We start from the raw sequence: 14,464 nt of genomic DNA, 5'->3' as shown, positions 1-14,464 counted from the left end.
CGGCCCTCAGTCCGCGGTGACCGCCTTGGGCCGCAGTGCCTCCTCCATGCTCTCCGCCCGCCAGCGGCGCAGGAGTTCGTGGAAGGCGACGGCACTGTGCGGGTACGCCGTGGGGCCGTTCGGACGGCCCCGGCCCTCGCGATTGTAGTAGCCGGGGGTGCACTCGGCGTGGAACCAGGCGTGGTCCGGCACGCCCGCGCAGACCTCGATCCAGGCGTCCTCGGCCTCCGGAGTGGGTTCCACCAGGGCTCCCTCGGCCTCCGCGGCGGCGACCAGCGCCGCGGCGTGTACGGCCTGCTCGTCGAGGATGTGCGTGTAGTTCACGCTGCTGGCGTTCTGCAGCGCGCCCATGCGGATCAGGTTCGGGAAGCCGTTGCCGGTGAAGCCGTGCAGGGTGCGTGGGCCCCGGCGCGCCAGTTCGTCCAGGAGCCGTACGCCGTCGCGTCCGGTCACCGGCAACTGTCCCGAAGTGATGCCGGAGACGCCCACGGAGAACCCGGTGGCGAACACCAGGCAGTCGACCTCGTACTCCACCCCGCCCACGACGACGCCGCGTTCCGTCATGCGCTCGACGCCGTGGGTGTCGGCCGTGTCCACGAGGGTGACGTCAGGGCGGTTGAACACGGGCAGGTACTTGTCGGAGAACGTGGGGCGCTTGCACGCGTACCGGTACCAGGGCTTGAGGGCCTCCGCGGTGGCCCGGTCGGTGACCTCGGCGGCGACGCGGGTGCGGATGGTGTTCATCGTGGCGTGGTCGGCGGCCTCGTAGGCGGTCTCGAAGTCCGGCTCGCCGTCACGACGGAAGCTGGGCAGCAGCTTCTCCAACAGCGCGGCCGAGGCGGTCCAGCGGTCCGCGACGAGGTCCTGGTCGGCGGGCTCCCCCGAGCAGATGCGCAGGAAGTTCTCGCGGCGCTCGGCGGCCCAGCCCGGCCGGTCCGCGCCGACCTGCCGCGGCGTCATGCGCTGCTGGCCGCGCACGTCCACGGCGGAGGGGGTGCGCTGGAAGACGTACAGGTGTCCGGCGTCTTCGGCGAGCATTGGGATGACCTGCACCCCGGTGGCGCCGGTGCCGACGACGCCGACCCGCTTGCCCGCGAGGCCCGTCATGCCGCCCTCGGGGCTGCCGCCGGTGTAGGCGTAGTCCCAGCGGGAGGTGTGGAAGGTGTGGCCCCGGTAGTCCTCGATGCCGGGGATGCCGGGCAGTTTGGGCTCCGAGAGCGTGCCGGTGGCGGTGATGACGTAGGTGGCCAGGAACGCGTCGCCCCTGTCGGTGGCGACCAGCCACTGCTGGGCCGCCTCGTCCCAGGTCAGGGAGGTGACGGCGGTGGAGAACAGCGCGTGCTCGTACAGGGAGAACTGTTCGGCGATGCGCACCGCGTGCCGGCGGATCTCCTCGCCCGGGGAGTACTTCCACTCGGGCACGAAGCCGGTCTCGTCGAGGAGCGGCAGGTAGACGTGCGACTCGATGTCGCAGTGGACGCCCGGGTAGCGGTTCCAGTACCAGGTGCCACCGAAGTCGCCGCCCTTGTCGATGACGCGCACCTTCGCCACGCCCTGCTCGCGCAGCCGCGCGCCCGCCAGGATGCCGCCGAACCCGCCGCCGATGACGGCGACGTCCACCACGTCGCGCAGGGGCTCGCGCTCCGGCGCCTCACCGGCGTACGGGTCCGCGGCGAAGTAGCCGAACTCGGCCGCGGTGGGGCGGTACTGGCGCGGACCGTCGGGGCGTACGCGGCGTTCCCGCTCGGTCCGGTAGCGCTCGCGCAGGACCGCGGTCTCCTGCGGGGTGGGCGGGTTGTCGCACTGCGGCAGCGGCATGGTGCGAAGTCCTCTCGTGGGGGAGGTCATCCGACTCCGCGCAGGCGTTTCGGCGCCCCTCGCCGGGGCGTCCCGCGCGGTTCCAGGTACCGTAACCCACCAACCGGACAATGTTGTCCGGTTGGATGCGGCCGACGCCCCTGATTCGGCCCCGCACCCCGAGCGAGAGGCCCCCCGATGTCGAATTCCACCCCCAACTCCCCGCAGCGCGACCGGATTCCGGAATCAGAGCCCGCCCCGGGCGTCGGGGGCGGCGCCCCCGAGCCATGGACCGAGCGGGTCACGACCGGCCGCTTCGACGGCCAGACCGTCGTGGTCACGGGCGCCGCCTCCGGCATCGGCAAGGCCGTCGCCTCCCGCGTCGTGCGCGAAGGCGGCCGCGTGGTCGCCGTCGACGTCTCCGCCGACGGGCTCGCGGCCCTGACCGCCGAACTGGGAGCCGCGGTGGCCCCCGTCACCGCGGACGTCACCGAGTCCGCGGCCGCCGACGCGGTCATGGCCGCCGCGGGCGGCCGGGTGCACGCCCTGGCCAACGTCGCGGGTGTGATGGACGACGACGCCGCCGTGCACGAGGTCGACGACAGGACCTGGTCACGCGTCATGCGCGTCAACGTCGAAGGACCGATGCGGCTGATGCGCGCCGTGGCGCCCGGCATGCTCGCCGCCGGCGGCGGCCGGATCGTCAACATCGTCTCCGAGGCGGCCCTGCGCGGATCCGCGGCCGGTGCCGCCTACACGGCCTCCAAGCACGCACTGGTCGGTCTGACGGTGTCGTCCGCCTACCAGTACGCGGGTACGGGCGTGCAGGTCAACGCGGTCGCGCCGGGCGCGGTCGCCACCGGCATCCCCCGCCCCGCCGCCGCCCCTTACGGCTCGGCGCGCACCGCGAAGATGCGGGTGGCGATCCCCGGCCTCGCCAGGGCGGAGGAACTGGCCGCCTCGATCACCTTCCTGCTCAGCAGGGACGCGGTGAACATCAACGGCGCCGTCCTGCCCTCCGACGGCGGCTGGTCGGCCGCCTAGGCCGAGCCCCTGCCGCCGCTCACCAGCACGCCCTGCCCCGCCCGGACGACAGAAGAGGAGCCCCGAACCCGATGCCCACGGACCCGAGCCCCCTGCCCGCGGACCGCACACCCCGCCCCCGTCCCCGCGCCGCCCTGGCGGCCGTTGCCGCCGTCGGCCTGCTGGCCCTGACCGGCTGCGGCACCGAGACCGCCGCCCCCGCCACCCCGCGTGCCGCACCTGCGGGCGAGGGCAGGAGCATCCGGGCGACCCAGGTCGCGCACGTGACCGACCCGCACGAGGCCACCGGCCAGACCCTCCTTGAGGGGCCGCTCCTCGACGAGGACGGCGACCTGTACGTCGTGGACGTCACCGCGCCCGCAGGCAAGCCCAAGGTCATCTCCGTCGACCCGGCCACCGGCAGGCACAAGGGCGTCTACACCGACAACACCGGCGCCTACACCTCCGCGCAGCGCAGTCCGTACGACGGCCGCCTCTATCTGAGCGACTACCACGGGTCGGTCGTCAGCATCGAGCCCGACGGTTCGGACCGGCGCACCTTCTTCTCCGGTGAGGTCGACGGCTCCCCCATGAACCTCGACGACATCGCGTTCGACGACGAAGGCGACCTGTATGTCAGCGATCTGCACGGCATGAAGCCCGGCGAGGCCACCGGCCGCATCGTGCGCATCGACCGCGACGGCGCGAAGGCGACCGTCCTGGCCGACGGGCTCGCCCACCCCAACGGCGTCGTGTTCGATCCCGCGCTGCGCGGCCTGTGGATCAGCGAACTCGCCGAGAACACCATCTCCTACCTGCGGCTCGACGCCGGCAAAACCGCCGTGACCTCCCAGCACGAGGCCATCCACGTCAACGCCGGAGTGGCCCAGACGGACTCCATCGCCGTGGACGCCGACGGCAACCTCTACCAGGCGCTGCACGGCCGCCCGGCCATGGCCGTCTACAGCCCGGACGGGGAGCGCCTGGCCACCGTCGAGATACCCGCGAAGGCGGTCGAGGGCCTTGAGTCGGCGACCAACGTCGCCATCACGCCGGGCGGCACGAAGGCGTACATGACGGTCAGCGGACCCGCCGGTGGACACGTCTTCGCGTTCACCGCACCGGGCAGGGGAATCCGGCAGTCCAACGGCGGCTGACGGTCACTCCTCGACGGCCGTCTCGACCGGCCGCAGCGGCCCCACCTCGACGCCGAGCAGGCTCCAGGCCGCGAGCGCGCGCCGCTCGCGGACGGCGACGGTGGGGCCGGTGACGGCTCCGGAGACCATCGCGACGGCGAGCATGACGTCGCCGGTGGACAGGCGGTGGCCCGGCGGCAGGCACCCGGACAGGGCGCCGCTGACGCGCCCGGCCAGCGCGTGGGCGAGTGCGTCGTCGCCTCGTATCCGCAAGGTGTCGACGAACGCCGTCGAGCGGGTCAGATGCCAGGTGATCACGCCGAGGACGCTCGCGAGACTCGCGTCGGGCTCGGCGGCGGCCTCCTCGATCTGCCGGACGTTCTCGTCCAGGACGGCGGAGGCCAGCGCCACGCGGTCGGCGAAGTGCCGGTAGAGACTGCCCTGCCCCACTCCGGCCCGGCGGGCGACCGCCGAGAGCGGAGCCTCCAGGCCCTGTTCGGCGAAGACCTCGCGGGCGGCGGCGATGAGGGCGGCGCGGTTGCGGGCCGCGACCCGCCGCCCCTGGTTGGCCGGGCGCGGGCCCTCGGGCTCGGTGGGGTCGATCACGCCGCAAGGGTAGTACGCCCCCTCTGCGCCGGCCGCGGCGCGCGCCGCCTCCCCTCGCAGGGCCATGGACGGCTACAGTGCCTTGCCCCCCGCAGCGCAACAGCAGCACAGCACAACGCCTGAGCAGCACAACAGCACTGCCGTACCACCAGCACAGCGATACAACCGCACAGCAGCAGCACCTCCCCCCACGACTGCATCCCGTATCCCCGTACGCCCGTACGTGGTTCACCGGAAAGGGAACGCCAGCCGTGTCTCGACGCCGTCATCTCAGACCCGCAGCCGTCGCCTCCGCGGCGGCTGTCGTCCTCGCCCTCGGGCTCACCGGCACCGCCCATGCCGCCGCGCCCGCCACGACCCCCGGCTCCGCCGCCCGCGCAGACGACCCGGACCAGCCGGAGAACCCCCTGTACGACGCGCCCGAAGGCTTCCGCGTCGACTCCGGGCGCGAGGCGGTCGCTCTCTCCTGGAGCACCCTCTCCGCGGCCACCGCCTATGAGGTGCACCGCGCGGAGGCCGAGGGGACCGGACCTGACGAGGTCGGGCCTTTCGAACTGCTCGCCACCGTGCCCACCGGCTCCTACGCCGACGACTCCGCCGACCCCGACGTCGCGTACGCCTACAAGGTCCGCGCCCTGGACGGCGCCGGGCACGTCTCGCCCTACACCGAGTCCCTGCGGGGCACACGGGACACTGTCGCCCCCTTCGCGCCGCGGGACCTCACCCGCGCCCGGCAGGACGAGCGCGGGGTGACGCTGACGTGGCGCACCGGCGACTCGGACTCGGTGAAGTACATGCTGTACCGCGCCGAGTCCCCGAGCGCCCCACGCGTCAAGGTCGGTTCGACGACCTCGCTGACCTTCCGTGACACGAAGGGCGAGCCGGGTCTGACGTACTCGTACGAGGTGCGGGGTGTCGACGCCGTCGGGAACGAGTCCGAGGCGTCGAACTCCGTGACCGGCACCAGGACCGTCACCGCCGCAACGGCGCCCAAGGCCCCCTCTGTCGGCAGCGCCCGGCTGGTGGGCAAGCGGCTCACGCTGTCGTGGTCGCAGAGTCCGTACGTCCCGGTCTCCTCGTACACCGTCTACCGCTCCAAGACCTCCCCGGTCGACACATCCGACCCGGCCAACCGCCTGGCCACCACGGCGGGCAAGGAGTACACCGCCACCGTCGGCGAGGACGGCCGGGACTACTCCTACGCGGTCGTCGCCACGTCCCAGCACTCCGTCCGCTCGCCCGCCTCCGCGTCGGTCAGGCCGACGTACACGGAGCCCCGGCCGCCGGGCGCCACGTACGTCCACGACGTCGCACCGGGTGCGGGCAGCGTGCGGCTCGGCTGGTCCGCCGTCCCGTACGGCAGCGACGAGTCCCGTGTGACGGGCTACCGCGTGTACCGCTCCACGAGCCCTCACCTCACCAAGGAGAACACGCAGTTCACCGAGGTCACGAGCGGTACGGAGTACGTCGACCGGGGCCTGACCGGCGGCACCAAGTACTACTATGCCGTCGCCGCCCTCAATGAGGACGGACTGGAGTCCGCCCTCTCCCCGGAGGTGTCCGCCACGCCGACCTCCTGACAGACGGGGGGCTCGGTCAGCCGTCACCCTCCGCCGGCGGAGGCTCCGTGAAGGCTCCGGCGACCGCCGCGAGCGCGGCGGTCCTGGCCGCCCGGCCCGGCAGGTGCGGGTCGGGCGGCGTGTGCAGGAGCAGGAGCTGGTGGTACATGGGCGCGGTGGCGGCGATGAGCAGGCGGCGGGCGTCGGTGCCCGGCGGGAGTTCGCCGCGTCGCACGGCCCGGCTGACGGTGATCTCGCAGCGCGCGTACCGGTCGTCCCAGAGCCGGCGCTGGGCGTCGGCGGCCTTCTCGGAGCGGAACGAGGCGGCGATCAGGGCCGCGACGATCGGCGGCTCGGCGAGCAGGGCGTCCTGGATCTCCTGGTTCAGCAGCGTCAGATCGCTCTCCAGTGAGCCGGTGTCCGGCGGCTGCCAGTCGTCGGCGGTCGCCGCGTCGAGCACGTCGGCGAGGAGGCCGCCGACGTCTCCCCAGCGTCGGTACACCGTGGTGCGGTGCACGTCCGCGCGGGCGGCGACGGCGTCCATGGTGAGCCCGTCATAACCGTGTTCGCCGAGTTCCGCGAGGACCGCGTCGAGCACCTGCGTACGGATACGGGCCGTGCGGCCCCCGGGCCGGCGTCGCGTCGGCCCGGGGGGCGGTGCGGACGCCTGTTCGCGGGAGGGCGTCGGACGGGGGTCTTCCGGTCCCGGTCCGGGGGCTTCGGATGGCATCTCGGTAATCCGTTGCTCAGGGGACGGCGGTATGGCACCATCTTAATGCATCAGTTGTCGCACTAGTGGAGTGATCGATGTTCCTTCGAAGCGTTCGCCCGGCCCCGCGGCCCCTTTCCGCCGCCTCGTCCTCGAATGCTTTGGAGTCCGCGTATGCCCACTCAGATCACCGCGCTCGACGTCAGCAAGTCCTTCGACGGCAGGCTCGTCCTTGACTCCGTGACCTGCTCGCTCAGCGCGGGCGAGCGCACCGGGATCATCGGCGAGAACGGCTCGGGCAAGACGACCCTGCTGCGCCTGCTCGCCGGCCGTGAGCGGCCCGACCAGGGCGAGATCGTCGTCCATGCCGCCGGCGGCGTCGGCTATCTCGCTCAGGACGAGCGACTGCCCACGGCGGCGACCGTCCAGCAGATCGTCGACCGCGCGCTGAGCGATCTGCGCACCGTCGAGCGGCGCATGCGCCGCCTGGAGGCCGCGATGGCCGAGGGCGACGAGTCCGGCATGACGGAGTACGGCGAACTGCTCACGGTCTTCGAGCTGCGCGGCGGCTATGACGCCGACGCCCGGGTGGAGCGCGCCCTGCACGGCCTCGGGCTGGGACTGGTGGACCGCCACCGCACCGTCGGCACACTCTCCGGCGGAGAACAGGTCCGGCTCCGCCTCGCGGCCGTCCTGGCGGCCGCACCGGAGGTGCTGCTGCTCGACGAACCCACCAACCACCTCGACGACGCCGCCCTGAACTGGCTGGAGGAACACCTGCGCGCCCGGCGGGGCACCACAGTGGCGGTCTCCCACGACCGCGTCTTCCTCGAACGGGTCGCCACCACCCTGCTGGAGGTCGACGCCGACCGTCGCCACGTCGTCCGGTACGGCAACGGCTACGCCGGCTACCTCGCCGAGAAGGCCGCCGCCCGGCAGCGCTGGGCCCAGGCGTACGACCAGTGGCGGACCGACGTCGACCGGCTCCGCGAGGCCGCCGCGACCACCGCCCGCCAGGTGGCCCCCGGCCGGGCGATGAAGGACGGCAACAAGATGGCGTACGACCGCGCGGGCGGGCGGGTGCAGCAGTCGCTGGCCAGCCGCGTGCGCAACGCCGAGGAACGGCTGCGCCGCATGCTCGCCGACCCGGTCCCGCCGCCGCCGGAGCCGCTGCGCTTCACCCCCGTCCTGCGCTCGGGCCGTCTCCAGGGCGTCGTGCTCGACGCCACGGACGTCGCGGTCACCGACCGGCTCGACCGTACGAGCCTCACCGTGAAGGCGGGCCAACGCCTGCTGATCACGGGGCCGAACGGAGCGGGCAAGAGCACCCTGCTCGGCGTGCTGGCCGGGCGCGTCACACCCGACAGCGGCGGCGTCGTCCGCCACGGCAGGATCGGCCACCTCCCCCAGGAGCCGCGCCCCGGGGAGCCGCACGAGAGTGTCCTCGCCGCCTTCGGCCGTGGCCGGGCGGGCGACGCGGAGGAGCACGCGGAACAGCTCCTCGCGCTCGGCCTGTTCGACCGCGACCAGTTCGCGGTGCCGGTCGGCAGGCTGTCCACGGGTCAGCTGCAACGGCTCGCCCTGGCGCGGCTGCTCGGCGAGCCGACCGACGTCCTGCTGCTCGACGAACCCACCAACCACCTCTCCCCCGCCCTCGTCGAGGAGCTGGAGACGGCGCTCGCCGGATACCACGGCGCCCTCGTCATCGTCAGCCACGACCGCCGACTGCGCCGCCGCTGGCAGGGCACCCACCTGGCCCTCTCCTGAGTTCGCGACGCCCCCTGGAAAGGCAACGACCCGTCATGCCCGCTGTTCCCGCCGACCCCACCGTGCTCCACCCCATGCCCGAGCAGCCGCGCGTGGTGCTGCTCAAACCACTGGTCACCTCGCCGCTGATCGAGGTCGGGGAGTTCTCGTACTACGACGACCCGGACGACGCGACCGCGTTCGAGACGCGCAACGTGCTGTACCACTACGGGCCGGAGAGGCTGCTCATCGGCAAGTTCTGTGCGCTGGGCACAGGCGTGCGCTTCCTCATGAACGGCGCCAACCACCGCATGGACGGCCCCTCGACCTTCCCCTTCCCCACCATGGGCGGCTCGTGGTCCGAACACTTCGACCTGCTCACCGGGCTGCCCGGCCGAGGGGACACCGTCGTCGGCAACGACGTGTGGTTCGGCCACGGAGCGACCGTCATGCCCGGTGTGCGGATCGGCCACGGCGCGATCATCGGCGCCGGCTCGGTGGTCACCGGCGACGTACCGGATTACGGCGTCGTCGGCGGCAATCCGGCCCGCCTCATCCGCACCCGGTACGAGCCCGACGACGTCGCCCGGCTGCTGGCGGTGGCCTGGTGGGACTGGCCCGCCGAGCACATCACCGAGCACGTACGGACGATCATGTCGGGCGGCGTCGCCGACTTGGAGGCCGCCGCGCCCGACGCCGCGCACGAGTGACGCATCGCAGCCCGGAGGGCCAACGGAGCGCCGTACGGGCGGCGTTGACAGCACGCGTATGGTGAAAGGGAAACGCATCAGCGCTCGTCCCGCGCCATGAGCCGGGCGAGCCGGACGGGGGAAGAAAGGTGCGTGCCCGATGACGGTCGGGCTCCTCTCCACGATCGCCGCCGTGTTCTACGGGAGCACGGTCTCGATCCTCGCTCTCACCGCGACCTTCGCCCGGCGCGGCACGCTGCGCCGGGAAGCCCGCAGCACCCTCGCCGTCCTGGTGCCGGGAAGGGCGGTGGAGCCGCAGCCTGCGGACGGCGCGGCGGCGGGACCGGGCAGTTGACTCCGTGACCAGCCATTCGCTCCCCGGGACGCGGCGTGGCCCGCGTTCATTGCGCGATCCGCGACCGCCGGTGGCAGATGATGACGCCAGCGGATCCGGGCCCTCGGTGACGCGGGAAGGGGCAGTTCATGGCAGAGGCACATGCGGCGGGCGAGCAGGTGGCGGCGCGGGTGTGGACGGTCCGTCTGGATGCCGCGGGGCGCGGTCTCACGGCGGTGAAGGTCGACTGCAGCCGCGCGGCCTGCACCCCGCAGCGCCTGGACTCGGCCGCTCAGGGGCGGACCTTCGCCGCCGCGCATCTGAGGGCGCACCTGCGGGCCGCCGGTGGCCCACGGAGGGAGGCGGCGTGCGCCTGCCGTGCCGCCGGCTGCCAGGGCCACGCCGAGAGCGGGGGCCGGGGCTCCGCGGGACCGGTCTGGCGGTGCGGCGGCGCGGTCGTGCTGGCCGTGCTCACCGACCCCATGGGGCGCTGGTGGCGGGCCTGGGAGTGCTGCGCGCGCTGCGCGGCGGTCCACCCCGCCGCCCGTGTGGTGGCCACCGCCCCCGAGGCGGCCCCGGTCGGCGCGGTGGACGAGACCCCCGTGCCTGCCGGTGTCCCGGGGGTCGGGGCCGGTGCTCCCCTCTTCTCCGCGCCCTCGCCGGCTGCCGCCTCCGGCGGTGCTCCGGCCGGCGGCGACCGGCTGCCCGCGCCGCGCGCCGCCGCGGCCGGGCCCCGCACGCCGAAGCGGTCGGGGAAGATCGCGCAACGCCATGTGCCCCACGACCTCCGGCCGACGGTCCTGCGCGACGAGCTCATCGAGCTCGGCGACGCCTTCCGGGCCTACCAGAGTGCCGCCGAACCCGATCTGGCCGGACTCGCGGAGCTGCACGAACGCAAGGCGCGCGCCTTCACCACGTGGGCCGACGTGACGGGTGACGGGAGCCTGCGCGCCGAGGCGCGGCGTGCCGAACAGGCCGCGGCGACCGCCCTCGCCCAGCACGCGCAGCGCACCGGCGAGGGCGCTTCGGGCGTCACACGGCTCCTGACCGGACCCAACCAGTGGGAACACGCGCGTGCCGTCCTCGCCCACGCCCGGGACCACGCGCCGGTGCCCGGCCCGGAGGCGCGCCTGGTGGTGCTGATGCTGACCCTGCGTTCCGCGTGCGGCGGCAGCGGCAACGTCACCGGCCTCGATGTGAAGGGCTGGCCCCTGACCGATCCGGAACAGGTCCTCCAGAGCCTCGTCGACGCGGGCTGGCTGCGGCTGCCGGGGACCGTGAGCGATCTGCTGGCCTCCGGTTCCGACAACCCCACCCGGGTCGGCGTGGACTCGCTCCTCGCCCCCGACGGCGTCAGCGGAGTGCTCGGCCTGGGCAAGACGACGCGGGCCAAGCTGTCCGGGTGGGCCCAGAAGACCTTGGGCGAACGGACGTTGCGCAAGAAGAAGCTGCCCGCCGCCGGGCGGCTGCTCGCGCTCGCCTGTGCCGCCCACAGCAGCGCCGACGGCCGGCTCGGCGCCGTCGGCCGGGGCCTCGGTCTCGATGCCCTGGCCGCGCTGTGCGCCGTCGACACGAGTGAGATCGGCGCGCTGGTGGAGCAGTTGACGGCCGCCGAGTGGTTCTCGGACGTCTCACTGACCGACACCCACCTCATGGGCGGCTTGAGTGAGCGGGTCCTCCCCCTCGGCTGCCCCGTCCCGGCCGGGACCGGGACCGAAGCAGCGAGCGGGACCGGTTCGGGCGGCGCCTGACGCGCCATGTCGGCGGTGCCGGCACGCCGGCTCTCCACCACCCCCGTGGGTGAAGAGCCGACGCGCCGACGGGGAGGCATGGAGCGTGCGAGGCATCAACGGTCACCCGCGATGGCCACGCACCCTCCGTTGGTACGTCCTTGGGACCAAACTGCCATATGTGTCTCGCAGCCACCTTGCTATTTTCTTGCAAGGACAGAGTCAGCGGGCCGCGGCCGTGGGCACGGGTCGCTGAGCGTTCACCGAGCGGCGGGGCAGCAGAGCACGAAGGAGCCGCATGAGTATCCGGTTCGCGCTCCTGGGCGATGTGGTCATCCGCTCCGGCGGATCGGACGTCGTCCCCGGTTCCCCACGCCAGCGCTGCGTGCTCGCACTGCTGATGACCGAGGTCAACCGGCCGCTGTCCCTGGACACCCTGATCGACCGGGTCTGGGGCACGGCGCCCCCGCCGCGCGCCTCCGCCACGCTCTACAGCTACATCTCCCGGCTGCGGGCCCTGCGGGCGACCCTGCCGCACCAGGAGGAATGGGACCTCGTGCGCTCGTCCGCCGGGTACACGCTCCGGGCCGACGAGAGCCTCGTAGACCTGGCACGGTTCCGTTCGCTGGCCGATCAGGCGCGTGGCGCGAGTGCGGAGGAGGCGAAGGGGCGGTACGAGGAGGCGCTCGCCCTATGGCGGGGCAGGCCGTTCGCGGGGCTCACCTCCGACTGGCTGGACGCCTACCGGGGTTCCTTGGAGGCCGAGCACCTGCGGGTGCGGCTCGAACACCACGAGCTGCTGCTCGACGAGGGACGCCACGCCGATCTCGTGCCCGCGCTGACGGCGCTCGCCTCCGAGCATCCCCTGGACGAGCGCGTCGCCCACCAGCACATCCTGGCCCTGTACCGCAGCGGTCGGCACGCCGCCGCCCTCACCGCCTACGAGGAACTGCGCGGGCAGCTCGCCGAGGCGTTGGGTGTCGACCCCGGCCCCCGGCTCCAGGAACTGCACCAGCGGATGCTGGTCTCGTCCGGCGATCTGCTGCTCGCCCCCGCCGCACCACCCGCCCCGGCGCCGTCCACGGCCACCCGGCAGCCCACCCGCATCCCGCGTCAACTGCCCGCGCGCCCCACGGGTTTCATCGGCCGCGACGACACGCTGGCCCTGCTCGACCGGCACACCGAAGCGAGCCCCGGCCACGACGCGCCGGCCGTCTCCGTCATCGGCGGCATGGGCGGGGTCGGCAAGACGTGGCTCGCCCTTCAGTGGGCCCACACACACCTCGACGCGTTCCCCGACGGCCAGCTCTACGCCCAACTGCACGGTTTCAGCCCGGGCACACCACCCACCGCGCCCGGTGACGTGCTGCACGCGTTCCTCGTGGCCCTGGGCGCCGTCGACCGGGAGATCCCGCCGGACACCGAGGGGCGCGCCGCCCTCTACCGCACCCTCATGGCCGAGCGCCGGATGCTCGTCCTGCTCGACAACGCCAGGGACAGCGACCAGGTCCTGCCGCTGCTGCCCGCGACGCCGGGCTGCCTGACCCTGGTCACCAGCAGGAACCGGCTGAGCACCCTGAAGGTGCGGTGGGGCGCCGGTTCGGTGGACCTGGCGGTGCTGCCCGCCGCGGAGTCGGCCCGGCTCTTCGCGCGGCGCGTCGGCAGCGCCCGTACCGAGACCGAACCCGCGCTGCGCGACATCGTCCGCTCCTGCGCCGGGCTGCCGCTCGCCCTGGACATCGCCGCCGCGCACGCGGTCGGCCTTCCCGCGCCCGCGCTGCACCAGCTCGCCCGGGAGCTGCGGGACCCGCGCACGCGCCTCGACGCCCTGGACGCCGGTGAGGTCTCCACCAACCTGCGCATACTGTTCGCCTCGTCCCACCAGGCACTGGAGCCGGAAGCGGCACGGGCCTTCCGCCTGCTCGGGCTGGCGCCGCACCTGGACCTCGGCCTCCTGGCGCTCGCCCGTCTCCTCGACCTCTCACCGACCCGGACACGCCGGGTCCTGCGCGTCCTGGAGGAAGCCTGCCTGGTGCGCCGACACCGCCCCGGGCGCTACCACATGCACGACCTGGTCAGGCTGTACGCCGAGGAGCAGGCGGCGGAACTGCCCGCCGGGTCCCGCGACGAAACGGTGCGCCGCCTGGCCGACTTCTACGTCAGCAATGCCCACGCGGCACACCAGGCCCTCGACCCCCACCGCACCGCCGACGACCCCCTCCCCGCGCACCGGCCGAAGGCCGAGCCGCCGGCCTTCGACGACGCCGAGAGCGCCCTGGCCTGGTTCGAGGCGGAGTACCCGTGCCTGCGGGAGATCACGGCGTACGCGCGGCGCCGGCGGTGGCACGCCGAGGTGTGCCGGCTGACGTGGTCGCTGCACACGTTCCGCTGGCGGCGCGGGCTGTTCACCGAGAGCATCGAGGCCTGGTCCGCGGCGCTGGACGCGGCGGCGGCGCTGGACGACCCGCGCCTGGCGGCCCACACCCGCCTGCGGCTCGCGGTCGCGCTGGCCCAGGCCGGGCGGTACGAGGACGCGCTGCCGCATCTGGAGCAGGCTCTGTCGCGTTTCGCCGCCCAGGGCGATCTCGCCGGGCTCACCCGCACCCACCACGCGCTCGCCGAGGTGCACGTCCGCAGGGACGCCCACGAGAGCTCCCTCCCCCACTTCGCGGAAGCGCTCGACGGCTACCGGCGCCTCGGCGACCAGGTCGGCGAGGCCAACACCCTCAACGGCACGGGGTGGGCGCTGGCCCGCCTGGGGCGTTACACGAGCGGCGAGGAGCACTGCCTGAAGGCGCTGCCGCTGCTCAAGCACCACCGGGACGGGGAGGGCCAGGCGGCCACCTGGGACACCCTGGCCCACATCATGTGGCGCACCGGCAGGACCGAACGGGCCCTGCACGCCTACGAGCAGGCGCTCAGGCACTTCCAGGCCATCGGCAATGCCAACCGCGAGGCCGACACGTGGGCGAAGCTCGGGGACGTCCGCGCCGAGCGCGACGACCGGCACGGCGCCCGCAAGGCGTGGACGAACGCGCGCGACCTCTACCGCGACCAGCGGCGGACGGCCGAGGAGCAGCACATGACGGCCCGGCTGGCGTCCCCGGCCCGTCCCGCCGACCCCTCGCGCTGAAT

The 14,464-nt window shown here is 73.6% G+C and carries 11 protein-coding genes; 8 read left to right on the top strand and 3 right to left on the bottom strand.

The window, feature by feature from the left end; translation table 11 throughout:
- Window positions 1–6: 6 nt before the first annotated feature.
- Complete coding sequence (locus tag DCW30_RS17715) at window positions 7–1,818, bottom strand: flavin-containing monooxygenase (RefSeq protein ID WP_076687746.1); 1,812 nt, start codon at window positions 1,816–1,818, stop codon at window positions 7–9.
- 177 nt (window positions 1,819–1,995) lie between these two features.
- Here DCW30_RS17715 and DCW30_RS17710 point away from each other — a divergent pair, with 177 nt between their 5' ends.
- Together DCW30_RS17710 and DCW30_RS17705 are read left to right on the top strand one after the other, a co-directional pair.
- Entirely contained in the window at window positions 1,996–2,841 is an 846-nt protein-coding gene (locus DCW30_RS17710; protein ID WP_103557557.1) for an SDR family NAD(P)-dependent oxidoreductase, read from the top strand.
- Window positions 2,842–2,912: 71 nt separating this feature from the next.
- Window positions 2,913–3,977 carry an SMP-30/gluconolactonase/LRE family protein gene (locus tag DCW30_RS17705; protein WP_076687745.1) on the top strand — a complete coding sequence of 355 codons (1,065 nt, stop codon included), beginning with the start codon at window positions 2,913–2,915 and terminating at the stop codon, window positions 3,975–3,977.
- Window positions 3,978–3,980: 3 nt separating this feature from the next.
- On the opposite strand, the gene DCW30_RS17700 is transcribed toward DCW30_RS17705, so the two are convergent.
- Entirely contained in the window at window positions 3,981–4,562 is a 582-nt protein-coding gene (locus tag DCW30_RS17700; RefSeq protein ID WP_076689730.1) for a helix-turn-helix domain-containing protein, read from the bottom strand.
- 251 nt (window positions 4,563–4,813) lie between these two features.
- Between DCW30_RS17700 and DCW30_RS37920 the strand changes: the two genes are divergently transcribed.
- Window positions 4,814–6,142 (top strand): fibronectin type III domain-containing protein, encoded by a 1,329-nt coding sequence (locus DCW30_RS37920; protein ID WP_076687744.1) that lies wholly within the window; start codon window positions 4,814–4,816, stop codon window positions 6,140–6,142.
- 16 nt (window positions 6,143–6,158) lie between these two features.
- Here the strand turns inward: DCW30_RS37920 and DCW30_RS17690 are convergent, their stop codons facing one another.
- Window positions 6,159–6,851: a TetR/AcrR family transcriptional regulator gene (locus DCW30_RS17690; RefSeq protein ID WP_076687743.1), complete on the bottom strand. Its 693-nt coding sequence runs from the start codon at window positions 6,849–6,851 to the stop codon at window positions 6,159–6,161.
- A 153-nt stretch (window positions 6,852–7,004) separates the two neighbouring features.
- Between DCW30_RS17690 and abc-f the strand changes: the two genes are divergently transcribed.
- The 5 genes from abc-f (at window position 7,005) to DCW30_RS17665 (ending at window position 14,462) form a co-directional block, all read left to right on the top strand.
- Complete coding sequence (gene abc-f, locus DCW30_RS17685; RefSeq protein ID WP_198501668.1) at window positions 7,005–8,597, top strand: ribosomal protection-like ABC-F family protein; 1,593 nt, start codon at window positions 7,005–7,007, stop codon at window positions 8,595–8,597.
- Window positions 8,598–8,632: 35 nt separating this feature from the next.
- Complete coding sequence (locus DCW30_RS17680; protein WP_076687741.1) at window positions 8,633–9,286, top strand: CatB-related O-acetyltransferase; 654 nt, start codon at window positions 8,633–8,635, stop codon at window positions 9,284–9,286.
- 139 nt (window positions 9,287–9,425) lie between these two features.
- Window positions 9,426–9,620, top strand: a complete 195-nt coding sequence (locus DCW30_RS17675) for a hypothetical protein (protein ID WP_076687740.1) — start codon at window positions 9,426–9,428, stop codon at window positions 9,618–9,620.
- A 128-nt stretch (window positions 9,621–9,748) separates the two neighbouring features.
- Entirely contained in the window at window positions 9,749–11,350 is a 1,602-nt protein-coding gene (locus tag DCW30_RS17670) for a hypothetical protein (protein WP_076687739.1), read from the top strand.
- Window positions 11,351–11,627: 277 nt separating this feature from the next.
- Window positions 11,628–14,462: an AfsR/SARP family transcriptional regulator gene (locus tag DCW30_RS17665; RefSeq protein ID WP_076687738.1), complete on the top strand. Its 2,835-nt coding sequence runs from the start codon at window positions 11,628–11,630 to the stop codon at window positions 14,460–14,462.
- Window positions 14,463–14,464 lie beyond the last annotated feature (2 nt).

Origin of the sequence: Streptomyces alfalfae, assembly GCF_004127445.1 — a bacterium.
GTDB lineage: Bacteria > Actinomycetota > Actinomycetes > Streptomycetales > Streptomycetaceae > Streptomyces > Streptomyces alfalfae.
Note: the sequence above shows the minus strand (reverse complement) of the source record. Positions and strands in the feature narration are given on the sequence as shown.

Coding starts and splice junctions, on each gene's coding strand:
- DCW30_RS17670 (WP_076687739.1), top strand. CDS start 9,749: ATGGCAGAGGCACATGCGGCGGGCGAGCAGGTGGCGGCGCGGGTGTGG.
- DCW30_RS17715 (WP_076687746.1), bottom strand. CDS start 1,818: ATGCCGCTGCCGCAGTGCGACAACCCGCCCACCCCGCAGGAGACCGCG.
- DCW30_RS17710 (WP_103557557.1), top strand. CDS start 1,996: ATGTCGAATTCCACCCCCAACTCCCCGCAGCGCGACCGGATTCCGGAA.
- DCW30_RS17705 (WP_076687745.1), top strand. CDS start 2,913: ATGCCCACGGACCCGAGCCCCCTGCCCGCGGACCGCACACCCCGCCCC.
- abc-f (WP_198501668.1), top strand. CDS start 7,005: ATGCCCACTCAGATCACCGCGCTCGACGTCAGCAAGTCCTTCGACGGC.
- DCW30_RS17680 (WP_076687741.1), top strand. CDS start 8,633: ATGCCCGCTGTTCCCGCCGACCCCACCGTGCTCCACCCCATGCCCGAG.
- DCW30_RS17665 (WP_076687738.1), top strand. CDS start 11,628: ATGAGTATCCGGTTCGCGCTCCTGGGCGATGTGGTCATCCGCTCCGGC.
- DCW30_RS17690 (WP_076687743.1), bottom strand. CDS start 6,851: ATGCCATCCGAAGCCCCCGGACCGGGACCGGAAGACCCCCGTCCGACG.
- DCW30_RS17675 (WP_076687740.1), top strand. CDS start 9,426: ATGACGGTCGGGCTCCTCTCCACGATCGCCGCCGTGTTCTACGGGAGC.